The organism is Mycobacterium pseudoshottsii JCM 15466 (genome assembly GCF_003584745.1).
GTDB lineage: Bacteria > Actinomycetota > Actinomycetes > Mycobacteriales > Mycobacteriaceae > Mycobacterium > Mycobacterium marinum.
In genome coordinates this window covers 5,465,192-5,488,137 of the sequence record NZ_AP018410.1, presented here as the reverse complement: position 1 = coordinate 5,488,137, position 22,946 = coordinate 5,465,192, and the positions used below count along the sequence as shown (strand labels likewise).

At 66.3% G+C, this 22,946-nt stretch carries 21 protein-coding genes and 1 pseudogene; 8 read left to right on the top strand and 14 right to left on the bottom strand.

Annotated features, from left to right (window positions below):
- Nucleotides 1-471: 471 nt before the first annotated feature.
- Nucleotides 472-1,278 (bottom strand): family 1 encapsulin nanocompartment shell protein, encoded by an 807-nt coding sequence (locus MPSD_RS25140; RefSeq protein WP_086084722.1) that lies wholly within the window; start codon nucleotides 1,276-1,278, stop codon nucleotides 472-474.
- Nucleotides 1,275-2,324: a Dyp-type peroxidase gene (locus tag MPSD_RS25135; RefSeq protein ID WP_051153766.1), complete on the bottom strand. Its 1,050-nt coding sequence runs from the start codon at nucleotides 2,322-2,324 to the stop codon at nucleotides 1,275-1,277. The genes MPSD_RS25140 and MPSD_RS25135 overlap by 4 nt, the downstream gene beginning before the upstream one ends.
- Nucleotides 2,325-2,334: 10 nt before the next feature.
- On the opposite strand from MPSD_RS25135, the gene MPSD_RS25130 reads away from it, so the two are divergent.
- Complete coding sequence (locus MPSD_RS25130; protein WP_020785837.1) at nucleotides 2,335-3,627, top strand: M18 family aminopeptidase; 1,293 nt, start codon at nucleotides 2,335-2,337, stop codon at nucleotides 3,625-3,627.
- Nucleotides 3,628-3,651: 24 nt separating this feature from the next.
- Nucleotides 3,652-3,999 (top strand): VOC family protein, encoded by a 348-nt coding sequence (locus tag MPSD_RS25125; RefSeq protein WP_012396420.1) that lies wholly within the window; start codon nucleotides 3,652-3,654, stop codon nucleotides 3,997-3,999.
- A 17-nt stretch (nucleotides 4,000-4,016) separates the two neighbouring features.
- On the opposite strand, the gene MPSD_RS25120 is transcribed toward MPSD_RS25125, so the two are convergent.
- Nucleotides 4,017-4,667, bottom strand: coding sequence for an acetyl-/succinyl-CoA transferase (locus MPSD_RS25120; protein ID WP_020785838.1), 651 nt, complete (start codon nucleotides 4,665-4,667; stop codon nucleotides 4,017-4,019).
- Nucleotides 4,668-4,764: 97 nt separating this feature from the next.
- Here MPSD_RS25120 and purL point away from each other — a divergent pair, with 97 nt between their 5' ends.
- From purL to MPSD_RS25105, 3 genes are read left to right on the top strand one after another with little or no spacing between them, the layout of a single operon-like run.
- Nucleotides 4,765-7,062: a phosphoribosylformylglycinamidine synthase subunit PurL gene (purL, locus tag MPSD_RS25115; RefSeq protein WP_086084721.1), complete on the top strand. Its 2,298-nt coding sequence runs from the start codon at nucleotides 4,765-4,767 to the stop codon at nucleotides 7,060-7,062.
- Nucleotides 7,050-7,709 (top strand): Rv0804 family intramembrane glutamic endopeptidase, encoded by a 660-nt coding sequence (locus MPSD_RS25110; protein WP_086084720.1) that lies wholly within the window; start codon nucleotides 7,050-7,052, stop codon nucleotides 7,707-7,709. Before purL ends, MPSD_RS25110 begins: the two co-directional genes overlap by 13 nt.
- A 51-nt stretch (nucleotides 7,710-7,760) precedes the next feature.
- Nucleotides 7,761-8,717 carry a 3',5'-cyclic adenosine monophosphate phosphodiesterase CpdA gene (locus MPSD_RS25105; protein ID WP_036426235.1) on the top strand — a complete coding sequence of 319 codons (957 nt, stop codon included), beginning with the start codon at nucleotides 7,761-7,763 and terminating at the stop codon, nucleotides 8,715-8,717.
- Here MPSD_RS25105 and MPSD_RS25100 read toward each other — a convergent pair.
- The 3 genes from MPSD_RS25100 to MPSD_RS25090 form a co-directional block, all read right to left on the bottom strand.
- Nucleotides 8,662-10,260: a stealth family protein gene (locus tag MPSD_RS25100; protein WP_020785841.1), complete on the bottom strand. Its 1,599-nt coding sequence runs from the start codon at nucleotides 10,258-10,260 to the stop codon at nucleotides 8,662-8,664. The genes MPSD_RS25105 and MPSD_RS25100 overlap by 56 nt on opposite strands.
- Before the next feature lie 222 nt (nucleotides 10,261-10,482).
- The gene (locus MPSD_RS25095) at nucleotides 10,483-11,754 is read right to left on the bottom strand and encodes an HAD family hydrolase (RefSeq protein WP_223161647.1); all 1,272 of its coding nucleotides are present in this window, start codon (nucleotides 11,752-11,754) and stop codon (nucleotides 10,483-10,485) included.
- Nucleotides 11,755-11,793: 39 nt separating this feature from the next.
- Nucleotides 11,794-12,999, bottom strand: a complete 1,206-nt coding sequence (locus tag MPSD_RS25090; protein WP_020785843.1) for an MCE family protein — start codon at nucleotides 12,997-12,999, stop codon at nucleotides 11,794-11,796.
- A gap of 19 nt (nucleotides 13,000-13,018) precedes the next feature.
- Between MPSD_RS25090 and MPSD_RS25085 the strand changes: the two genes are divergently transcribed.
- From MPSD_RS25085 to purM, 3 genes are all read left to right on the top strand, one after another.
- Nucleotides 13,019-13,408, top strand: coding sequence for a sterol carrier family protein (locus MPSD_RS25085; RefSeq protein WP_012396412.1), 390 nt, complete (start codon nucleotides 13,019-13,021; stop codon nucleotides 13,406-13,408).
- A gap of 138 nt (nucleotides 13,409-13,546) precedes the next feature.
- Nucleotides 13,547-15,073 carry an amidophosphoribosyltransferase gene (gene purF / locus MPSD_RS25080; RefSeq protein ID WP_015357281.1) on the top strand — a complete coding sequence of 509 codons (1,527 nt, stop codon included), beginning with the start codon at nucleotides 13,547-13,549 and terminating at the stop codon, nucleotides 15,071-15,073.
- A gap of 63 nt (nucleotides 15,074-15,136) precedes the next feature.
- On the top strand, nucleotides 15,137-16,240 hold the full coding sequence (gene purM / locus MPSD_RS25075) for a phosphoribosylformylglycinamidine cyclo-ligase (RefSeq protein WP_086084746.1): 1,104 nt from the start codon (nucleotides 15,137-15,139) through the stop codon (nucleotides 16,238-16,240).
- A gap of 93 nt (nucleotides 16,241-16,333) precedes the next feature.
- Here the strand turns inward: purM and MPSD_RS25070 are convergent, their stop codons facing one another.
- From MPSD_RS25070 to csoR, 8 genes and pseudogenes are all read right to left on the bottom strand, one after another.
- Nucleotides 16,334-16,513: a DUF3073 domain-containing protein gene (locus MPSD_RS25070; protein WP_011738758.1), complete on the bottom strand. Its 180-nt coding sequence runs from the start codon at nucleotides 16,511-16,513 to the stop codon at nucleotides 16,334-16,336.
- A 158-nt stretch (nucleotides 16,514-16,671) separates the two neighbouring features.
- The gene (gene ygfZ / locus MPSD_RS25065; RefSeq protein WP_086084719.1) at nucleotides 16,672-17,763 is read right to left on the bottom strand and encodes a CAF17-like 4Fe-4S cluster assembly/insertion protein YgfZ; all 1,092 of its coding nucleotides are present in this window, start codon (nucleotides 17,761-17,763) and stop codon (nucleotides 16,672-16,674) included.
- Between the two features lie 21 nt (nucleotides 17,764-17,784).
- Nucleotides 17,785-18,360, bottom strand: coding sequence for a DUF5134 domain-containing protein (locus MPSD_RS25060; protein WP_086084718.1), 576 nt, complete (start codon nucleotides 18,358-18,360; stop codon nucleotides 17,785-17,787).
- Between the two features lie 36 nt (nucleotides 18,361-18,396).
- A pseudogene (locus MPSD_RS30935) lies at nucleotides 18,397-18,483 on the bottom strand (hypothetical protein); the annotation flags it as partial.
- Nucleotides 18,484-18,504: 21 nt separating this feature from the next.
- Complete coding sequence (locus tag MPSD_RS25055) at nucleotides 18,505-19,707, bottom strand: ISAs1-like element IS2404/ISMul1 family transposase (protein ID WP_420811978.1); 1,203 nt, start codon at nucleotides 19,705-19,707, stop codon at nucleotides 18,505-18,507.
- 119 nt (nucleotides 19,708-19,826) lie between these two features.
- The gene (locus tag MPSD_RS25045) at nucleotides 19,827-22,106 is read right to left on the bottom strand and encodes a heavy metal translocating P-type ATPase (protein ID WP_119571761.1); all 2,280 of its coding nucleotides are present in this window, start codon (nucleotides 22,104-22,106) and stop codon (nucleotides 19,827-19,829) included.
- 55 nt (nucleotides 22,107-22,161) lie between these two features.
- Nucleotides 22,162-22,470 carry a DUF1490 family protein gene (locus MPSD_RS25040; protein ID WP_015357275.1) on the bottom strand — a complete coding sequence of 103 codons (309 nt, stop codon included), beginning with the start codon at nucleotides 22,468-22,470 and terminating at the stop codon, nucleotides 22,162-22,164.
- 101 nt (nucleotides 22,471-22,571) lie between these two features.
- Entirely contained in the window at nucleotides 22,572-22,925 is a 354-nt protein-coding gene (gene csoR, locus MPSD_RS25035) for a copper-sensing transcriptional repressor CsoR (protein ID WP_015357274.1), read from the bottom strand.
- Nucleotides 22,926-22,946: the final 21 nt, after the last annotated feature.

Sequence of the window (22,946 nt, the reverse complement as noted above, 5' to 3'; positions counted from 1 at the left end):
GTTCTTCTCGACGACTCAGCCGCGTTGCTACTGGCCCGCTCCCACCAATGCCCTGGTGCGGTGGGACTCCAGCCGGTACTGATCCCACGCCTGGCGGCCGTAGGACATGCCGGGGTGCCAGCCCGCGGGGTCCATACGACCGGGCCGCGGGCGGCGTCTCGGGCCGAGGCGCTCGCCGCTGGGTGTGACGGTCGGCGGCAAGTCCCATTTCTCCGAAGGTATTTGGTCCGGGCCTAGCACGTCAGCTTCGTACCTCTCGTTGGTGGTGCACGACTGTTTGGCTACCTTCCAGCGTCTTGCTCGATCGGTGGCGAGCCGTAGTGGGTGTGGCGCCCGGCCACGGAGGTTTTCGGGCCGCGCGGTTGTATCCAGTGATAGTCAGTCAGTCGCAGCTGGCGCTGTTCGCCGGCTGCAAGTTGGCTGGGAAACCCCAGGCGACGGCGGTCCCGTGGTCCGCCGTCGGTCCGTCGGCTATCCCGAGTGCGGACTCAGCGCGACCGAGGCTTCGGCGGTGTAGCACAGGAAGGTCAGCGTCTCCTGCAGGTACAACTGCACGGTGTCGGCGTCGTGGCTGGTGTACCCGATCGCGACATCGGTGCCCAACTGCAGGTCGAAGTCCCCGCCGCGAGTGGTCAGCACGAACGCACCGTCGATGGCCGGCGCCCAGATGATGTCACCGTCGACCAGCCGGTTCAGATGCTCACGAATGGGATAGCCGTGCTCGGTGGTCTCGCTGACCTTGGTGTAGACGTCGGCGGCCAGCAGCACCGAGTAGGGTCCGTCGACGCCGGCCAGCCGCAGTTCCGACAGTGCCTGGGTGATGACGTCCGGGATTTCGCGCGGGTCCTCGGGCAGCGTGAGCCGCGGGTTGGAGCTGGAGCTGCGGATGCCCTCGATCGATGCGGCGCCGTAACCCTCGAAGATGGTGCGGTCCTCCACGAACGCCAGCTGCTTGGCGGCCGCCTTGACCGGGTCCCAATCCGAGTCCTGGGAACCGCGTTCGACATCATCGATCTCGTTGCGTGACAAGGTGAATGGGACCCGCAGGCGCACCAGGGGCTTGCTCGCCCGCAGGTGGGCGATGACCCCGTCGGTAGGAGCCTTCACATCGATCAGCCGGCCCGTGCTCACTGCCGCGGTGACCGGACCTCCGGGGTCGCTCACGTCGACCACCCGACGGCCCGCGATGTGGCGCTTGAATGTCCGGGTGGCCTCCAATTCGATTTCGGCCCAAGCGGCTTCGGTGACCGGTGCCAGATCGCGGTAGAGGTTGTTCATTCGGAGGTTCCTTTCAGGCTGCCGATCGAGAGTGAGCCGTCGTCCGCGGTTGGGACGGCCGCCGGTGCCAGCGGCAAGGGCGGTGGATCGTCGAGGAAGTCGATGGTCGGCGAGAAGAACAACCCGCCGGTTGTCGCCGTGGAAAAGTCGAGCACGCGATCGGTATTTCCGGGCGGATCGCCGAGAAACATGTTGCGCAGCAGCCGTTCGGTGACGGTGGGAGTGCGCGAATACCCGATGAAATAGGTGCCGTATTCGCCCTTGCCGACCTCACCGAACGGCATGTTGTGTCGAACGATCTTCAGTTCGACTCCATCCTCGTCGGTGATGACGTTGAGCGCGATGTGCGAGTTGGCCGGCTTGGTGCTCTCGTCGAGTTCGATGTCTTCCAGCTTGGTCCGGCCGATCACCCGCTCCTGCTCGGTGACCGACAGCGAGTCCCATGACCCCATGTCATGCACATATTTCTGCACGTGCACATAGCAGGAGCCGGCAAAGTCGGGATCCTCGTCGCCGACGGTGGTCGCGCCGATCGCGATTGCGCCACCGGGGTTTTCGGTGCCGTCGACGAAGCCCAGCAGATCGCGATTGTCGAAAAAGCGGAAGCCGTGCACCTCGTCGACGACGGTGACCGCTGGGGCCATCGCCTTGTGGATTCGGCCGGCCAGCTCGAAGCACACGTCCATGGTTTCGGCCCGGATGTGCAACAGCAGGTCCCCCGGTGTGGCCGGCGCGTTGTGGCGTGGTCCCGTCAACGGGACGAACGGATGCAGTTCGGCCGGCTTTGGGCCGGAGAACAACCGATCCCACGCGTCGGCGCCGATCGAGGCCACCACCGACAGGTGCTTGGTGGGGTCGCGGAATCCGATGGCCCGCACCAATCCGGATATCTCGGTCAGCGCGTCATGCACGGTCTGCTCGCCGCCGGCGTCGATGGTGGCCACCAAAAAGATTGCGGCTGGCGTCAGGGGCGCGAGGATGGGTTGCGGCTGAACCGAAGGCACCCTGCCGACCCTAGCGTGAATCCCGCAGTCCCCAACAGCCATGATGTTGAGCATGTCCGATGCGCCCACAACTTCAGCCACCGCTCGAGGCCTCGGCGAGTTCATCGACGCGTCGCCCTCCCCGTTTCATCTGTGCGCCACGGTGGCCCGGCGTCTGCTCAATGCCGGGTACACCGAACTGAGTGAGATAGACCGCTGGCCGCAGCAACCGGGCCGCTACTTCACCGTTCGAGCCGGTTCGCTGGTCGCCTGGGACAGCGGCGGCGTCGGGACCGCGCAGGCACCGTTTCGGATTGTCGGGGCGCACTCGGACAGCCCGAACCTGCGGGTCAAACAGCACCCGGATCGGCTGGTCGCCGGCTGGCAGGTGGTGGCGCTCGAACCGTACGGGGGAGCGTGGCTGAACTCCTGGCTGGACCGCGACCTGGGCGTCAGCGGGCGGCTCTCGGTGCGCGCGCCCGGTGTTCGCGGCGGCATCAGTCACCGGCTGGTCCGGATCGATGAGCCGATCCTGCGGGTACCCCAGCTGGCCATCCACCTGGCCGAGGATCGCAAGTCGCTCACGCTGGATCCCCAGCGGCACGTCAACGCGGTATGGGGCGTCGGTGCGCAGCGGGGTTCCTTTCTCGGCTACGTCGCCCAGCGCGCCGGCCTGGCGGAGGGTGATGTGCTGGCGGCCGATCTGATGACCCATGACCTGACCCCGGCCGCGGTCATCGGCGCCAACGCCGACCTGCTCAGCGCGCCGCGGCTGGACAACCAGGCCAGTTGCTACGCGGGACTAGAAGCGCTACTGGCCGCCGAATCGGACCAGGTGCTGCCCGTGCTGGCGATCTTCGACCACGAGGAGGTCGGCTCGACCTCGGACCACGGCGCGCAGTCCAACCTGCTGAACACGGTGCTGGAAAGGATCGTGCTGGCCGGTGGCGGGGTCCGGGAAGACCTGTTGCGGCTGTTACCGGCTTCACTGCTGGCGTCCGCGGACATGGCGCATGCCACTCATCCCAACTACCCCGAGCGCCATGAGCCCAGCCACCAGATCGCGGTCAACGCGGGGCCGGTGCTCAAGGTGCACCCCAATCTGCGCTACGCCACCGAGGGGCGGACAGCCGCGGCCTTTGCGCTGGCCTGTCAGCAGGCCGGTGTGAATCTGCAACGTTACGAGCATCGGGCCGACCTGCCGTGCGGGTCGACGATCGGGCCGATGACCTCGGCCCGCACCGGTATCCCCACCGTGGACGTGGGTGCCGCGCAGCTGGCGATGCACTCCGCGCGCGAGCTGATGGGCGCCGCAGACGTGGCGGCGTATTCGGCAGCGCTACGGGCGTTCTACGCGCCCGAATAGTGGGCGGCAATAGACTCGGTTGGCATGACGCTCAGTGTCGAGATGGTCACCTTCGACTGCAGTGATCCCGCCCGGCTGGCCGGCTGGTGGGCCGAGCACTTCGGCGGGACGGCGCACGAATTGCTGCCCGGCGAGTTCATCGCGGTGACGCGTCCGGCGGGGCCGCGGCTCGGATTTCAGAAGGTGCCCGATCCAACACCCGGAAAAAACCGGGTGCACCTGGACTTTTCGGCCGCCGACGTGGACGGTGAAGTGTCACGGCTGGCGGCCGCCGGAGCGACCGAGGTACAGCGGCACCAATTCGGGGAGAACTTCCGGTGGGTGGTGATGGCCGATCCCGAGGGCAACGTCTTCTGCGTCGTCGGCCAGTAGCGCACCGCCATCGACGGTCAGGCCGCGCGCGAAACGCCGAACAGCTCACGACAGCGGTCAAACCCCTCAACCCGAACCTCGACGTTGCGCTGGCGCAGCCAGTCGTCACGAGTCAACCGGAAGCGCACCTGCTGTGCCGCGGCGCCCTCTCGCGCCACTCGGTCGACGCCGTTTTCCCGGTAGCCCTGACGTCGGGATATCGCGATCGAGGCCGGATTGTCGGCGAACGCTGCCGAGGTAGCGGCCTGGGCTCCAAGCTCACAGAACACGAAATGCAATGCTGCCACCCGCATCTCGGTGCCAAGGCCGTTGCCTTGGTACCGCAGTCCCAGCCAGGATCCGGATTCGACTTCGCCGGCGATCGGGAAGTTGCTGGCGCGCAAGCCCTGCACACCGACGGCCCGACCCTCGACCACGACGGCCAGTGGCAGGGCCCAGTCATCGCGGCTGAATCCCGCCAGCTCCCGCCACAGGAAGGACAAGGTGTTGTACGGCAGCTCCGCCCGAGGGGCTCGGGTCCAGGGGACGGAAAACGGCATCCGGTCCGGCTCGTGCACGCCGTCCAGAATTGTGTCGATCAGCTGGTCGCACAGCTCTTCGGTGGGCAGTCGCAGCTGTAGGCGCGAGGTAGTGATCCGCAGATCGAACAGCGGCCAGTGACGAGACATCGCCCCATTATATTGACCGGGCCGACCGCTGTCAGCCGGTTTTCTTGCCGCGGGTCTCCGGCGGGAGCGATGCGGCCCGGGACTCTAGACTGTCTGCGTGACGAGCGCTCGCAGCCACCAGACTGACACAGTCGCACATGCCGCCACCACTCCCGACCAGCCGCAACCGTTTCACGAGCTGGGCCTCAAAGACCACGAATATCAGCGGATTCGTGACATCCTGGGCCGTCGGCCCACCGACACCGAGCTCGCCATGTACTCGGTGATGTGGAGCGAGCACTGCTCCTACAAGTCCTCCAAAGTCCATTTGCGATATTTCGGCGAGACCACCACCGATGAAATGCGCGCCGGGATGCTGGCCGGAATCGGCGAGAACGCCGGCGTCGTCGACATCGGTGACGGGTGGGCCGTCACGTTCAAGGTGGAATCGCACAACCACCCCTCCTACGTCGAGCCCTACCAGGGTGCGGCCACGGGTGTCGGCGGCATCGTCCGCGACATCATGGCGATGGGTGCGCGGCCGATCGCGGTGATGGACCAACTGCGCTTCGGCGCCGCCGATGCCCCCGACACTCGCCGGGTGCTCGACGGTGTGGTCCGCGGTGTCGGCGGTTACGGCAACTCGCTGGGGTTGCCGAACATCGGCGGCGAGACGGTCTTCGACGCGTGCTATGCCGGTAACCCCTTGGTCAATGCGCTGTGCGTGGGCGTCTTGCGTCAAGAGGACTTGCACTTGGCGTTCGCCTCCGGCGCCGGAAACAAGATCATCCTGTTCGGCGCGCGGACCGGCCTGGACGGCATCGGCGGGGTGTCGGTGCTGGCCTCGGACACCTTCAGCTCCGATGGCGAGGGCGAGGGCGCGCGCAAGAAGTTGCCGTCGGTCCAGGTGGGCGACCCGTTCATGGAAAAGGTGCTCATCGAGTGCTGTCTCGAGCTCTACTCGGGCGGACTGGTGATCGGCATCCAGGACCTCGGCGGCGCAGGGTTGTCGTGCGCCACATCGGAGTTGGCCTCCGCCGGGGATGGCGGCATGGCGATCAACCTGGAAGCCGTCCCGCTGCGCGCCAAGGAAATGACGCCCGCCGAGGTGCTCTGCAGCGAGTCGCAGGAACGGATGTGCGCGGTGGTGTCGCCGGAGAACGTGGATGCGTTCATGGCGGTGTGCCGCAAGTGGGACGCGCTGGCCACGGTTATCGGCGAGGTCACCGAGGGCGACCGGTTGCGCATCACCTGGCACGGGGAGACGGTCGTGGACGTGCCACCGCGCACGGTGGCCCACGAGGGCCCGGTGTACCAGCGTCCGGTCGCCCGCCCCGACACCCAGGATGCGCTCAACGCCGATTCGTCGAAGAGCCTGCCCCGCCCGGCTACCGGCGACGAGCTGCGCGCGACTTTGCTTGCGCTGCTTGGCAGTCCGCACCTGTGCAGTCGCGCGTTCATCACCGAGCAGTACGACCGCTACGTGCGCGGCAACACGGTGCTCGCCGAACATGCGGACGGCGGCGTGCTGCGTATCGACGAGGCCACCGGTCGCGGTATCGCGTTGTCGACCGATGCGTCGGGGCGCTACACCCTGCTTGACCCCTACACGGGTGCCCAGCTGGCACTGGCCGAGGCCTACCGCAACGTCGCCGCGACCGGCGCGACCCCGGTGGCGGTGACCAACTGCCTCAACTTCGGCTCGCCCGAGGATCCCGGCGTGATGTGGCAGTTTGCCCAGGCAGTGCGCGGCTTGGCCGATGGTTGTGTGGCGCTGGGAATTCCGGTGACCGGCGGCAACGTCAGCTTCTATAACCAAACCGGGTCGACGGCGATCATGCCCACCCCGGTGGTCGGGGTGCTCGGCGTGATCGACGATGTCACTCGTCGCATCCCCACCGCGATGGGCGCTGAGCCCAGCGAAACCCTGATGCTGCTGGGCGATACCCGAGACGAGCTGGACGGCTCGATCTGGGCACAAGTCACCGGCGAGCACCTGGGCGGCACGCCCCCCGCGGTCGATCTGGCGCGGGAGAAGCTGCTGGCTGACGTGCTGCGCGCGGCATCGCGGGACGGGCTGGTCTCCGCGGCGCACGACCTGTCCGAGGGCGGACTGGCCCAAGCCATCGTCGAATTGGCATTGGCGGGTGAAACCGGCTGCCGCATTGTGCTTCCCGACGACGCCGACCCGTTCGTCATGCTCTTTTCCGAATCGGCCGGCCGGGTGCTGGTGGCGGTGCCGCGCACCGAAGAGAGCCGGCTACGGGCCATGTGTGAAGCGCGAGGATTGCCCGCGGTGCGTATCGGGGTTGTCGACCAGGCATCCGATGACATCGAGGTGCAGGGCTTGTTCACGGTCTCGCTGGCCGAACTGCGCGCGACGTCTGAGGCGGTGTTGCCGAGATTTTTCGGGTAAGTCGGCTGCGCGCGCTGGCTCTGGCCGCCGGCTTGGTCGGCTGGAGCCTGGCCAGTCCGCGGCTGCCGGCGCGGTGGCGGGTGGCGCTGCAGGCCGTTTTGGGTGGCTTACTTGTGCTGGTGACCCGCGCACCACTGGGGCTTACGCCGCCCCGGTTGTGGGCCGGGCTGCGACTGGGCGCGGTGGCCGCCGCCCCGGTGGCCACCGCGATCGCGGCGACGACTCCGGTGCCGATGGTGCGCCTGTCGATGTCCGAACGCGACCTGCCCGCATCGGTGCCGGGCTGGCTCGGGCTGCAGATTCCGTTCGGGACGGTCTGGGCCGAGGAGGCGGCGTTTCGTGCGGCACTGGCCACCATGGGCACCAGAGGTTTTGGTCACGTCGGTGGGCGGTTGCTGCAGGCGGTCACCTTCGGTCTGTCCCACGTCGCCGATGCGCGCGCGACCGGTGCGCCGCCGGTGCCTACGGTGCTGGTCACCGGCCTGGCCGGCTGGCTATTCGGGTGGCTGGCAGAGCGCAGCGGCAGCCTGGCCGCACCGATGGTGCTGTACCTGGCAATCAACGAGGCGGGGGCGGTTGCGGCGCTGACGGTCCAGCGTCGCTGGATTAACGGTGCCGAAATCACGCCGCGGCGCCGCTATACTTGACACGCTGGCTTTTCGCAGCAAACGACTCGACCGAGAGGCTTGGCACCCCAGGTGCACAGACTTAGGGCCGCGGAGCATCCGCGGCCGGACTACGTTCTTCTTCACATCAGCGACACCCATCTTGTCGGAGGGGATGACCCTCTCTATGGTGCAGTAGACGCCGACAGCAGGCTGGCTGAACTCCTTGAACAGCTCAAGCACTCGGGGGTGAGCCCCGATGCGGTGATTTTCACCGGCGACTTGGCCGATACCGGTGAAGCGGCGGCCTATCGTAAGCTGCGCGCGGTGGTCGAACCTTTCGCCGCCGAGTTGGACGCCGAACTGATCTGGGTGATGGGCAACCACGACAACAGGGCCGCCCTGCGCACGTTCCTGCTGGACGAGGCCCCGTCGATGGCGCCGCTGGACCGGGTAAACATGATCGACGGCCTGCGAATCATCACGCTGGACACCTCGGTGCCCGGGCATCACTACGGCGAGGTCCGGGATTCCCAATTGAGATGGCTCGCCGAAGAGCTGAAGACCCCCGCCCCGCACGGCACCATCCTGGCGCTGCATCATCCGCCGATTCCCAGCGTCCTGGACCTGGCCGCAACGGTGGAACTGCGCGACCAAGCCCGGCTGGGGCGGGTGCTCGAGGGCAGCGATGTCCGGGCCATTCTGGCCGGCCACCTGCATTACTCGACCAACGCCACCTTCGTGGGGATCCCGGTCTCGGTGGCCTCGGCCACCTGCTACACCCAGGATCTCACCGTTGAGGTCGGGGGAACCCGGGGCCGAGACGCGGCGCAAGCCTGCAACCTGGTGCACGTGTACCCCGACACCGTGGTGCACTCGGTGATTCCCATCGGTACCGGCAAAACCGTGGGCACCTTCGTCTCGCCCGCGCAGGCGAAGCGTCAGATTGCCGAAAGCGGGATGTTCATCGAGCCGTCACGGCGGGACTCGCTGTTCAGCCACCCTCCGATGGTGGTGACGCCATCGGTTCGGTCAAATCCTGCGGATTGATATCCGCGGCAACCTTTTCCCATGGCGCGGGGATGGGGAAGTAGCGCTCCAGGAAATTGACCACGCGCTCCGCCCGCTCGGTGCCGCCGACTTCGGGGAAGCTGCCGTCATTGAGGCAGAAGAAGTCATAGTTGCGGCGCCTGCGTAATTCGGGAAGTAGGCCGAGCCCGGCGCGGGTGGTGGTGTCCACGTAGAGGACCTTGGCTTTCTCTTGCTGGACGGCCTTGCCGGTCATCAGCGCGTAGTAGTGGTACAGCGAATTCGTCACCGAGATGTCGGTGCCGGACCGGAAGGCGCTGGCCTGGGTCCGCGCGAATTCCTCCGGAAACTCCCGCTCCAACTCGATGAGCACGCTCTTGCGCAGCGGCACGGCGGTGTGTTCGAGGTGACGGGTGATCATCTGACCGAATCGGGCGAACAGCAGCTGGCGGTTCACCCGGGCCGCGTTTTCAAAGCCACTGCGGGCCGGATCGTTTGCCCCGAGCCCGATCCTCGTATTGGCCTCGATGAACCGGGTGACGCCGCCAGGGGAGAAGAACATGCTGGCCTTGAGTGGCCGGCCAAAGAACATGTCGTCATTGGAATACAGAAAGTGCTCGCTGAGCTCGGGGATATGGTGCAGCTGACTCTCCACCGCATGCGAGTTGTAGGTCGGCAATGCGGCCCGGTCGGAAAAGTGGTCCTCGGCGCGCACCACCGTGACGTTCGGGTGCTCAGCCAGCCACGGGGGCGGGGTTGAATCCGTCGCGATGAAAATGCGACGGATCCACGGCGCGAACATGTTTACCGATCGCAGCGCGTATTTCAGCTCGTCGATCTGACGGATCCGCGCCTCGGCGTCGTCGCCTTCTCCCACCACATGCTGCGACATCTGTGTGGCGCGTCGGGCCCGGAACTCCGGGTCGCTGCCGTCCACCCAGGAAAACACCAGATCGATGTCGAACGTCACATCGCTGGCGTGAGGTGTGAACATCCCATCCAGCGTTGGCCATTTGTATCCATATAGCTTGACCGACGAAGGCGAAAGTTCGTCGCGCGGCAATACCTTGCGGGTGAGGGAGTTTTCTATGGGGCACCGGATGAGCGTTTCCTCGAAGACCCAGAATTGGATCTCGACACCAAACATTGCGCCATAACGAAATCCGCCCGGCGCAATCCGCCGGCGATACAAACGCAGAATTTGCGGATCGGCCACCCTGGAAAGGTGGCCATTAGCCAGCAAAACGGGAGAAATTCCTTTCTCATCAATCGTTTTGGCGTACATCGGTTCGGTGGCACACGCCGCGGCGAGAGCGCGTTCGAGGGCGGGACGCAACTGTATGTCGACCGCAAGAATCGGGCGGCCGCTGTGGTTGCGAATCAGCAGGAAGGGAATGCCAGCCCGGTTCAACGTCTTTCGCAGGAAGACGAGGTCCTCGATCTGTGCCTCTTGGGGGGTGAGGCTCGATTCCAGGCGGGCAATCTTGCCGCCCCGGGTAACGATGATGGGAGCCAGGCCGCGCGCGGCGGGCCGACTGCCGTCACGTGAAGGGATCTTGGGCATCGGAACACCGCCTTAGGTAAGAGTGATTTCGGCACCGCGAGGATCTCACACTTCCGGCGCCCCCGCAGTGCGAGAGAGCCCGGCGGCAGCGGGGGGCTCCGGGTACCCTTAGCTACGTCGACAAATACTGCGCCGCAGACGATTTAGCACTTTGCCGACATCTGCAGGACACCTCGCCGTTTCCGGCATGACCTATGATGTCGGGTTCGTTGAGGCGTTGTTTCAGTGCACCCGGTCCGGCTGGTCGGCGACGATGCTGCCGTCGGGTTGCCGCAGCGGCGCCGGGCTGCCGTCCGGGTCATCGAACCCCTGGGTCGCGCAGGGATACGGCGGGTGTGCCGGGAGCGGGTCGATGAACATGGGATTGACCAGCCAGCGCCCGTCGGCGTCCGCGTAGGCGCGACACATCAGCTCGATCTTGTTGCGGTTGATCACCAGGCGCAACGCGGTGGCGTCGGTGAGGAACGTGGCGTCCCCGTTGGAGTCTCCGGCCGCGAACGATTGGCGGCGCCCTTCGGGGAGTTGGTCGAACGCGGCCGGCCCCGAAACCCCGAAAACCTGCTCGTTGACCCGGCACCGTTTGCCTTCGTTGAAGGGGATTGACGGCTCCCCGCCGCACTGGGCCAGACGCGTCGTGAGCACCTCGCCGTCGTGTTCGGTGCGGACACCCATCACATGGTCGGCGGCGATACCCACGTCCGCGGCCCACACCCGCACCACCGGCTCGGCCGATGCGGAGATGATCCGCACATCGAATCCGTTGGCCTGCAAGGTCGCCACCAGGTCCCGCATCTGCGAGTAGTAACGCACCCAGGCGATCTGTTGAGTGCTGCCCACCGTCTGTTCGGCATTCTCGGCCGCGTCCAGGTTCTCCTGCCGGGCCGCGGTGACAAATCCGGTGACCTCTGCCTCGGTCCAGCCGGCCAATAACTGCGCGGCCCAGGCATCGGCGGGTTGCATGCGCCGATGGTTGAACCCGGCGAATGCGGCCGCCCCGGATCGTGTTTTTTCGTTCGTGTACACCGAAATCAGCTCGTCGGCGCATCCGGTTTCGGAGCCGGTCGGCAAGGGCTGGCCGGGCGCCGCGAGGTCGCCACAGGCCGCGGCCAGGGCCGCGGCCGCCGGCGGGGTCAGATACGGGCTGGTGCTGGTCCAGTCGCCGGCCGCGGGCTGGCGCACCTTGGAATTGCGGATCATCCAGAACAATGTCGCGTTGCCGATGTCGTTTCGCACCATGGTGTTGTCCCAGTCGAACAACGCCACCGGAGCCCCGTCTGCCACCGAACCGGACTTGCCGCAGCTGCCGAGCCGGCCGATCATCTCGTTGATCCGGTCCCGATTGTCGCCGTACCATCCGGGATCGGCGGCCATCGTCCGGCAGGCAGTCCCGGTCGAGCTGGTCGAAGCGGTGCCCGAATGATCGCCGCCGCCGCTACAACCGGCCAGCCCCAGCATCGCCGCAGCAGCAAGTACCCGCACAGGCCAAAGTCTCATCGCTCGTCTCTCGCACGGTGGGTTTCGGTGATCGCAACATTAGGGGTTAATGGTGTTCTCACCGAACTGACGTCCCCAGACATATTCGTTGAGCAGGGGTTGTCCGATCTCGAGATGGTTGTAGGGCGCCATGTTCGCGCCGACGTCCATCACCAGATACGGAGCGGGCCACAAGTCGCGGGTGATCGTCTGCCAGCACCCCGGTCGCCCGCCGGGGCCGCCCCGCGCATTCACCCGCGGCAGATTCTCCGGATAGATATACGGATTCGGCGCACCCGATATGGCGCCCGATGAGGCTGCTCCCAGCGAGTAGCCGTTGAAGCCCAGCGCGTTGCGGATCCGGGGGGCGACCTCGTCGTAGTTGCGGATGGTGCAGAAGATCTCCGGGCTGTACTCGTCGAGCAGCTGGCCGGTGGGCACCAGATCGGCGGCGCCGCGGGTCAGGTAGGGGCCGCCCCGCTCGAACACCTCCGAGCCGTTGTTGGCCAAACCGACCGATGCCAGTAACGCCGCATCCAAATCGCTACGTCGCTGGTTGACCTTGCGCGCGACGGTCACCGTGGAGTTGACGGCATCCCATAGGTCCGCCGAGGCGTCGGCATAGATGTCACCCAGCGCCGCCAGCCCCCTGATGTCGCGGTGCACCTGCGGCATCAGGGGGTTCACGTCATCGAGGATGGCGTTGCCGTTGACCAGTGCGGTGCCCAACCGATCGCCCAGGCCGCTCAGGGCCTGCGCGGCCGCGCTCAGCGTCAGGTTGAGCTTGACCGGGTCGACCTTCTCGCTGATCGCCGTCACATTCTCGAACAGCGTGTTGAATTCCGTGGTCACCGAGGTCGCGTAGATCACGCTGGCCGGCGTGATGTGTTGCGGTGCCGGGTCTGTTGGCGAGGTCAGGGACACATATTTGTTGCCGAAAACGGTCGTCGCCTTGATGGTTGCCGACACATTGGCCGGAATTGACCCGATGTACTTCGGCGTGACGTCTAACGCGAATCTGGCCGCTGGCGCGCCGTCATGGGTGACCTCGGTGATGCTGGACACCCGGCCGATCTGCACACCGTTGAACGTGACCTTCGCGCCCGGATCGGTCACCAAACCGGCCCGCGGAGCAATCATGGTCAATCGGGTCTTGGGGATGAACGTCCCACGAAACTGCCAGTACAACATCGCACCGAAGAACACCAAGACCATCAGGGCCGCTAGACCGATGATCTTGTAGGGCGGCCGCGATCGCGGGTCCATGATTCTGAGACCCTAAGGTATGGCCGCCCGCGATAGAACCGATCCGGCAAAGACCCGCCAGATTGTCTTGGAGATTGCGGACTGGCTGCGCGACGAATCCCATCCAGCGCCGGGCCGCACCGCGCTGGCAACGGCGGTTCGGCTCACCGCGCGCACGCTGGGTGCGGTGGCACCCGGCGCGGCCGTCGAAGTCCGGATCCCACCTTTTGTCGCCGTGCAGTGCATTCCCGGGCCCAGACACACCCGCGGCACTCCGCCCAATGTCGTCGAAACCGATCCGCGCACGTGGTTATTGGTGGCCACGGGGCTGTTGAGGTTGTCCGAGGCGACGGCGACCGGCGCGTTGACGTTGTCCGGCTCACGGGCAGATGAAATCGGACACTGGCTACCGCTGATTGATCTCGGCTGAATTTTATGTCCTGGCCTGTGATTATTGTTCAACGCGGAAGATGACCAAAAGGAAAACGCAGGTTTGATTCGGCCCCACGGCCATGGTGGCCGTAGACTCTTACTCGTCACCAACCGCGCCCCAGGGAGTCGCCAAACCGTGACCGCACAGCAGTCCGAAGAAGACTTCAACGCGCCTCGTGAAGAATGCGGTGTATTTGGGGTCTGGGCCCCGGGCGAAGATGTTGCCAAACTCAGCTACTACGGCCTTTACGCGCTGCAGCATCGCGGCCAGGAGGCGGCAGGCATTGCCGTCGCCGACGGCTCGCAAGTGCTGGTCTTCAAGGACCTCGGCCTGGTCAGTCAGGTGTTCGACGAGCAGACGCTGGCAGCCATGCAAGGGCATGTCGCCATCGGGCACTGCCGGTACTCGACCACCGGCGACACGACCTGGGAAAACGCCCAGCCCGTCTTCCGCAATACCGCTGCGGGCACCGGAGTTGCATTGGGTCACAACGGCAATCTCGTCAACGCGGCCGCCCTTGCGGCGCGCGCCCGGGACGAGGGACTGATCGGAAACCGATCCTCGGCGCCCGCCACGACGGACTCGGACATCCTGGGCGCACTGCTGGCCCACGGCGCCGCCGATTCCAGTCTGGAACAGGCCGCCTTGGAGCTGTTGCCGACGGTGCGTGGTGCCTTCTGCCTGACCTTCATGGACGAAAACACGCTGTATGCCTGCCGCGACCCGCACGGGGTGCGGCCGTTGTCGCTGGGCCGGCTCGATCGCGGCTGGGTGGTGGCATCGGAAACGGCCGCGCTCGACATCGTCGGTGCGTCGTTCGTGCGTGACATTGAACCGGGCGAGCTGCTGGCAATCGATGCCGACGGGGTGCGGTCCACCCGCTTCGCCAACCCCACCCCCAAGGGTTGCGTCTTCGAGTACGTCTACCTGGCACGCCCGGACAGCATGCTCAACGGCCGGTCCGTGCACGCCGCCCGGGTGGCGATCGGTCGTCGGCTGGCCCAGGAGCGCGGGGTCGAGGCCGATTTGGTGATCGGCGTGCCGGAGTCGGGTACCCCTGCCGCGGTTGGCTATGCGCAGGAATCCGGCATCCCCTATGGACAAGGGCTGATGAAGAACGCCTACGTCGGGCGCACATTCATCCAACCGTCACAGACGATCCGCCAGCTCGGTATCCGGTTGAAGCTCAACCCGCTCAAGGAGGTGATCCGCGGCAAGCGCCTGATCGTCGTGGACGACTCCATCGTGCGGGGAAACACGCAGCGCGCCCTGGTGCGGATGTTGCGTGAGGCCGGTGCCGTCGAAGTGCATGTGCGAATCGCCTCGCCGCCGGTGAAGTGGCCCTGTTTCTACGGCATCGACTTCCCCTCGCCGGCCGAACTGATCGCCAACGCCGTCGAGGACGAAAACGAGATGCTCGAAGCCGTGCGTCACGTGATCAACGCCGACACGCTGGGCTACATCTCGCTGCGGGGATTGGTAGCGGCCACCGAGCAACCGATCTCCCGGCTGTGCACCGCCTGTTTCGATGGCAAGTACCCGATCGAGCTGCCCGGCGAGACCGCCCTGGGCAAGAACGTCATCGAGCACATGCTCGCCAACGCGGCGCGCGGAGCCGAGCTGGGCGACGTTGCGACCGACGAAGTACCCATCGGGCACTGAGATGTGCGCGGCGCGAGAGTTGCCGATACCGGCGGTGAGCGCCGCCCGGTAGCCTTTATCGCGATGACGGATCCCGAAAAAAGTCCAGAAAGCTCCGGAAGAGGCCCAGCCAGCCAAGGCGTCACGTACGCGGCGGCAGGTGTGGACATCGAAGCCGGCGACCGAGCCGTGGAGTTGTTCAAGCCGTTGGCAACCCGGGCCACCAGACCCGAGGTGCGTGGCGGGCTCGGCGGATTTGCCGGATTGTTCACCCTGCGCAACGACTACCGCGAACCGGTGCTGGCCGCCTCCACCGACGGGGTCGGCACCAAGCTGGCGGTCGCGCAGGCGATGGACAAGCACGACACTGTCGGTCTTGACCTGGTCGCGATGGTGGTCGACGACCTGGTGGTGTGTGGCGCGGAGCCACTGTTCCTGCAGGACTACATCGCGGTCGGCCGGACCGTGCCGGAACGGGTCAGCGCGATCGTCAGCGGCATCGCTGAGGGTTGTGTGCGCGCTGGCTGCGCCCTGCTGGGGGGTGAGACCGCTGAACATCCCGGGCTGATGGCACCCGACCATTACGACATCTCGGCCACCGGGGTGGGTGTGGTCGAAGCCGACAATGTGCTGGGGCCGGAACGCGTCAAACCCGACGACGTCATCATCGCGATGGGCTCGTCGGGGCTGCATTCCAACGGTTACTCGCTGGCCCGCAACGTCCTGCTGGAGATCGACCGGATGAATCTGGCCGGTTATGTGGAGGAGTTCGGCCGCACGTTGGGTGAAGAGCTATTGGAGCCCACCCGGATCTATGCCAAGGACTGTCTGGCGCTCACCGCTGAGACGCATGTCCGAACGTTCTGTCACGTCACGGGTGGCGGGTTGGCCGGCAACCTGGAGCGGGTAATCCCGCATGGGCTGGTCGCCGAGATCGACCGCGGCACCTGGACACCCGCGCCGGTGTTCGCGATGATTGCCCAGCGCGGCCGGGTGGTGCGCGAGGAGATGGAAAAGACCTTCAACATGGGCGTCGGCATGATCGCCGTGGTAGCCCCTGAAGACACCGACCGGGCGCTGGCCATACTGACCGCGCGCCACCTGGACTGCTGGGTGCTGGGCACCGTCTGCAAGGGTGGCAAAGAGGGTCCACGTGCCACGCTGGTGGGCCAGCACCCGCGATTCTAGAAACCACAAGCCCTAGGGTTCGGTCGCCACCGGCGTAGCCGGTGGCGACCGAACCCTAGGGTTGGAATGTCAGCGGGAAACCGACCTGTGCGCCTAGCGGCGCCAGCTCTCCTCGTCGTCCCACGAGTCTTCGGTGTCGTCCACTTGGTCGGATGTGTCGGGACTTGCACCCGACAGCTCGCGCTGAAGCCGCTGGAAGTCGGTCTGCGGGGAGCTGTATTTCAGTTCTCGAGCAACCTTGGTCTGCTTTGCCTTAGCCCGGCCGCGGCCCATGGGGGAACCCCCTCGCGAAATAACGGAGCGGCCTAACAAGTAGGCGGCTCCGATCTCTTAGTGTCGTTATTGTCCTGCGGACAGCTTACCGTGCCGCGCGAGCGCGCGTGGGGCACCCTGCCAGCGGGCCCGGCCAGAATGGCGGACGTCACAGGGAATCATCGCGCACTGCCCCGTAATCGGTCCAGAGCCAGCCTTCCGGCGCCCACTTCGTCCGCCGGTGGCAGAGACTGCGCATCGATCAATGCCGGGATGGTGGCTTCGGCGCCGGTCATCAGCGCGGTGTCGGCGGGCAGCCCCCGCTTGGCCAAGGTCAAGGCAACCGGGCCGAGGTCCACGTGATCGACCACCGTTCCCACCCGTCCTACCGAACGCCCGCCGGCTAACACCGAGTCGCCGGTGGACGGTCGGTCCGTGGAACCGTCCAGATGGAGCAGGACCAGCATCCTGGGCGGTTTACCCAGGTTGTGTACCCGCGCGACCGTCTCCTGGCCCCGATAGCAGCCCTTGTCCAGGTGCACGGCCCCGATGCCGGGGCCACCGATCCAGCCGACCTCATGGGGAATCGTGCGTTCATCGGTGTCGACGCCCAGCCGCGGGCGCTTGGCCGCCACCCGATGCGCCTCGTAGGTCCAGATGCCGGCCGGTCGGACCCCCGCCTGCGTCAGGCGGTGCTTCCAGTCGGCGGTGCCGTCACGCGGTACCAGCAGATCCAGTTCGATCTGGCCGGCGCACGACGGCATCCGGCGGGCGAAGCCGCCGCCCGGCAACGGGACCGCCATCAGGTCCGCGGGCAGCGCATCGAGACCGAGTGCGTCGAGCACCGCTTGGTCGGACAACTGCGGCCCGATCAACGACAGCACCGCCAGGTCTGCGGTGTCGGGGGTCACCTCCGCCCAGAACACCATCTTGCGCAGGTAGTTCAACAGTGGTTCGCCGCGCCAGGGTTCGGTATCCAGATAGGTGGTTGCGCCCAACTCGGTCTGGACCCAGTGGTCTTCGACTCGGCCCTGCCCGTCCAGGCTCAGATTCTGGGTGCTGGCCCCCTCGGGTAGCTCTCTGACGTGCTGCGTGGAGATGTTGTGCAGCCAGCTCTGGCGGTCTTTTCCGGTGAGGGTGAGCACGGCTCGATGCGAGCGGTCCACCAGCACGGCGCCGGTTTCGGCGGCGCGCTGTTCGCCGAGCGGATCGCCGTAGTGCCAGATTGCGCCGGCGTCGGGACCAGGATCAGGAGCGGGAACTGCGGACACACCACAACTCTACGGAGCGGCCTAGATCGGAAAAAGCATGGCCAAGAACAAGACAGCTATCCCGCCGGCCATCATCGCCTGAACCGAGTCGCCCAGCCAGCTGTACCGTGGCGCGCATTGCCGCCGGTCGAACAGGCGCCGCAATATCCAGAACGCCCCCGCGCCCGCGAAGCCGACGGTGCCCAGCCAATTGGCCGCGCTGAACCAGAGCGGTGCCCCGCTGGTAGCCGGCATGTTTATCGCGGTCATGGCTGTGCCCGGCATTGACATGACGGCATACATCCAGGCTGTCGCCAGCATCATGATCGCGTGATAGCCATACCGCACCCGTACCGCAGTCGTTGGGGCTGCGCGCAGTGCCATCACCGCGAACCACACGGTTGCCAGCAGGAAAAACGCGACAGGCCCCGTGGTCGGCAGCCGGGTGGCCCAGGGCCAGGCCATGGTTGCCATCGCAACGGCCATCGCGAAGTGCAGCCCATGACCGACGACCAGCGTCCACGGCCGGCGCACGGTGATGATCGGCAGGCCGCATTCGGCCGCGGACAGCGCGAACAACACGGTCACCACCCAACGCAGGGGCAGGTCGTGAATCATGCGTTGATTCGGGATCGGTGGGGATGCAAGTCGCCGTCACACGTCGCGGCCGAAGCGGCGCAACCGCAGCGAATTAGTCACCACGCTGACCGAGGACAACCCCATTGCGGCGCCGGCCACGACGCAGGGCTCCGGCGTTGTTGATTAGCAGGCTTGTGAGCTGGGGAATTGTGGATTGAGGAGGTCTAGGCGGCGGTTGGCGGTCAAAGCGGTGATCCGGCAGGCTTCGGCGATGTTGTCGGCGCCGTTGAGGCGGTGCAGATTGATCGCGGTGTTGCGTAGCGTTGCTAGGACCTGTGCGCCGTTTCCGGTATGTGCCCTTTGACGGTCTTCGTCGAAGGTGACGTCGCGTATCCAGTGCAGGCTGTTCTCGATTCCCCAGTGTTGACGCATCCAGGTCATGATCGCGGTAGGGCGGGCGTGCTCGAACGGCAGGCTGCAGATGGCATAGACCACCTCCACGCTGCGCTGGTCGGTGGCGGTGATCAAGCGTTCACGAGTGATCCGGATGATTTGTTTTGCGTAGGGGAAGCCGATTCCTCGTGCAGCGGTGATGATTTGCGGGGTGCGGGTCTCGACACGGCCGTGGCCGCGGGAGTCGTCGGTAGCGGCTGCGGGCACCTCGGCCCAGGGCAGCGCGGTGATACGCGCAAATATTTTGGCTTGGTTGGACTTGACGATCATCAGGTAGTGCGACTTCAAGGTGGCGCAGATCAACTTCGCGGTGACGACCTGGGTATGCATCGCATCCACGGTGACCAGCCACCGCAAGCTACCCGGCAGCAGCGTGAGCAGGGCGCGTACGCAGGGAATTTCATTGCTTTTCTCGGCGACAGCGAGTTGACCGAGCACCAATCGGGCACGGTGGGCGAACACCGACACGAGATGCGTGGCTGTCGCTTTGGCGCGTAAAGCACCACGCAGCATCTTGCCGTCCAACGCGATCGGCACCAATCCACTGGGGTCGCTGCTGGCCACGTGTGCAGTGAAGTAACTGCCCATCCTGGCGTTGAGGTCGGCGGGGTCTAGCCGAGACAAAACAGCGCGGAAGGTCTTCTCACTGGGCCGCCGGAACCGGACCCCTAATTGGGCCAACACATCATCGGGAGCGGTGGCCGCCCATGTGGCAAAACCAGCATAGCCGCGCATCCCCGCGGCAGTGGCCAGAACCGCGATCGCCAACAAAGCCATCAGCGAATACCTCCGACCGCGTGGGCCCCTCAGGTCTGGCACCGAGGCCAACACATCGAGAAACTCCGATCCGATGAACTCGCTGCGCTCACCAGGACTCCAGCGGTCGAACACCTCTGGAACCGACGACACAGGCAATACTGAAACGGTAGGCACGGGCAACTCCAGACCAACGACGAACAGTAACCAACTCGATCGTTCTCCAGATAGCCCGTGCCTACACTCCGGCCCCAATAGCGCGGCACCAAAGATCATCAACCCAGCTCACAAGCCTGCTAATCAACAACGCCGGAGCCCTGGGCCACGACGGGATTCAGTACGCCGAGTGCGGCAAGTGGGATCGCGGCGGTGTTGTAGCCGAAAGCCCAGCCCAGGTTCTGGTAGATCGTGCGCAGTGTGCGCCGCGACAGCTCAATCGCTGAAACGACACCGTCGAGGCGCCCCGACATCAGGGTGATGTCGGAGGCTTCAATGGCCACATCGGTGCCGGTGCCGATGGCAATGCCCAGGTCGGCCTGCACCAGGGCGGGGGCGTCGTTGACGCCGTCACCGACCATCGCGACAATGCGGCCCTCGTCCTGCAGTCGCCGAACCTCGTTGACTTTGTCCGCCGGCAACACCTCGGCGAGCACCCGGTCAATGCCCACCTGAGCCGCGATCGCGGCGGCCGTGCGGGCGTTGTCGCCGGTGATCAGCGCGACCTGCAGGCCCATGGCGTGCAGCTGGCTGACCACGTCGGCGGCGTCGTCCTTGACCGTGTCGGCCACCGCGAGCACACCCACAACCTGGCCATCCTGGCCGACATACACCGCGGTGCGGCCGCGCTCTTCCAGGTCCGCGGCCGCCGCGGCCAGCTGCTCGGGCAGCCGCAGGTGTTGCTCGTCGACCAGCTTGCGCCGCCCGACCAGCACGGACTTACCGCCAACCTCGCCTCGGACCCCATGCCCGGCCAGGTTGGTGAACTCGGTGGCGGGCGGAACCTCCAACTCCCGCTCACGTGCGCCGGCGACGATCGCGGCCCCGATGGGGTGTTCGGAACCCGACTCCACCGCGGCGGCGATGCGCAACACCGCATCCGGTTGGCGCCGCTTTCCGGCGATGACATCGGTGAGCTCCATCTGGGCCCGGGTGAGGGTGCCGGTCTTGTCGAACACGACGGTGTCGATCTTCTTCGAAGCCTCCAGGACCTCGCCGCCTTTGACCAGGATCCCCATGTCCGCACCCCGGCCGGTGCCGACAATGATCGCCGTGGGCGTGGCCAGGCCCAGTGCGCACGGACAGGCGATGATCAGCACCGAGACGGCCGCGGTCATGCCGGCCACCGGGTTGGCGGCGAGCAGCGTCCACCCGGCAAAGGTTGCGGCGGCAATGCCGACGACCACCGGCACGAACACCGCCGAGACCCGATCGGCCAACCGCTGCACGGGGGCCTTGCCGCCTTGCGCCTCCTCGACCAAGCGCACAATCTGCGCGAGCGCGGTATCGGCGCCGACAGCGGTGGCGCGCACGGTCAGCAGCCCATCGGTGTTGACGGTGGCGCCGGCAACCCGGTCGCCGACTCCCTTTTCGACCGGAACGGATTCGCCGGTCAGCATCGACTCGTCGACGGCTGCCCGCCCGTCGATCACCTCTCCGTCGACCGGGATCTTCTCCCCGGGCCGGACCCGCACCAGGCCTCCGACTTGCACCCGGTCAACCGGCACGAGGTGTTCCTCGCCGTCCACGATCAGCCGGGCCTCTTTGGCGCCCATCTCGAGGAGCTTGCTGATCGCCTCCCGGGTCTTGCCGTGGGCGGTGGCCTCGAAATAGCGGCCCAACACGACGAACGCGATGATCAGCGCCGCGGTGTCAAAGAACAGCGGGCCACCGGCGAACAGCTGATAGGTGGAGTAGATGAACGCGGTCAGCGTGCCCAACGAAATCAGCGTGTTCATGTTCGCCGAGCGGGCCCGCGGTTGCTGCACCGCCCCCACCAGTAACGGCCACCCGGCGATGAATTGCACGGGTATGGTCGCGGCGAACGCCAGCCATCCCGCCCACGGGTATGCGCCGAAGAACATCGTCAAGCCAGAGGCCAGCAGACCCAACGGCCACGCCAACCAGGCCCGCCGCGACCAGAAGCGAATTCTGCTCCGGGCCTGCTCGCTCGGCGACAGCTGAGTCGCGGTGTCCTGCTCCGGCGAGTAGCCGATGCGATCCAACGCCGCGCGCAGTCGCGCGATCTCCGGCGGGGGGTCGTCGTCGTTGTCGTCGGTGCGCATGCCCAGCAGCGCTCGTGCCAGCCCGCCGATGACCCTGCCCACGACGCCGCCGTCGGCGATGCCGGCCGCACGGGCGGCGGGCGCGGGCGCCGATGCGTCACCCGCGTGCTCGGCCTCGGCGATCGCCGACACGATGGCGGCGGTGTCGCAGTGGGCGGGTGAGTACCAGATCACCACCGATGCCGTTCGCGGATAGGCGCGCACCGCACGCACACCGCCGACCCTGCCCACCGACTCCTCGATCGCGGCAGCCCGGGTGGCGTCGATCGCAAACCCATTGGCATGCACCCGCATCCGTCCGGCCGCCGCGGACACCACGGTGACCGTGGCATCGGCGGCGCAGGCCAGCTCAGTGGCAAGCATTGTTGGCCTTGGTGACGATGCTCGGCGGCGTGTCCTTGGCCGGTGGTGGCGCAACTTCGGCGCCCACCCGCTCGACCGCTTCGGCCAGCACATCGGCAGCCGCCAGGCGAACCCGCTCGGTTGCCTGTTTGGTCCTGCGTTCGGTGGTACGCGCGGTCCGCAGGCCCCAGGCCGTCGCCGTCACCGTTGCCGACCGCCACGGAGCTTTCGCCAGCGCTTCGTAGGTCGCGACACCCACCACGCCGGTCACCACCGAGGGCACCGCCTTCGTCCACAGTCCATGCCACAGTGTCATCTCGCGCTCCCTTCACTTCTTGCCTCGTCACAAGTTGCGGACAGGCGCCGGGCCTGGCCGCCACAGCTAGGTGCGAACCGCGGCGATCCCTTCGCGGATCGTCATGCCGGGCTCTGTGCCGGTTGGTCGCCAGGGGGTTCGCAGACCACGGCGCCGCCCAGCTGCGCCTGTGGGCCAGTCAGGGCGGGCGTGAACTTCACCGCGTCGATCAGTTCGTCAATGGCCGCCTGGCCGCGCCCATCAAGCACCGCCGCGGAAAAGCAGGTCTCCAGGTGGTTGTGCAGCATCACCCGATTTGCCCGCTCCAGCGAGGACTGAACCGCGGAGAGCTGCTTCATGACGTCCACGCAGTAGGCATCGGATTCCAGCATCCGAATGATCCCGTCGAGGTGCCCTCGAGCCGTCTTCAGCCGGTTCAGCGCCGCACGTTTCTTGTCGGTCAGCTCGTGGCTCATGGCCGGTACCAGTTCCGCACG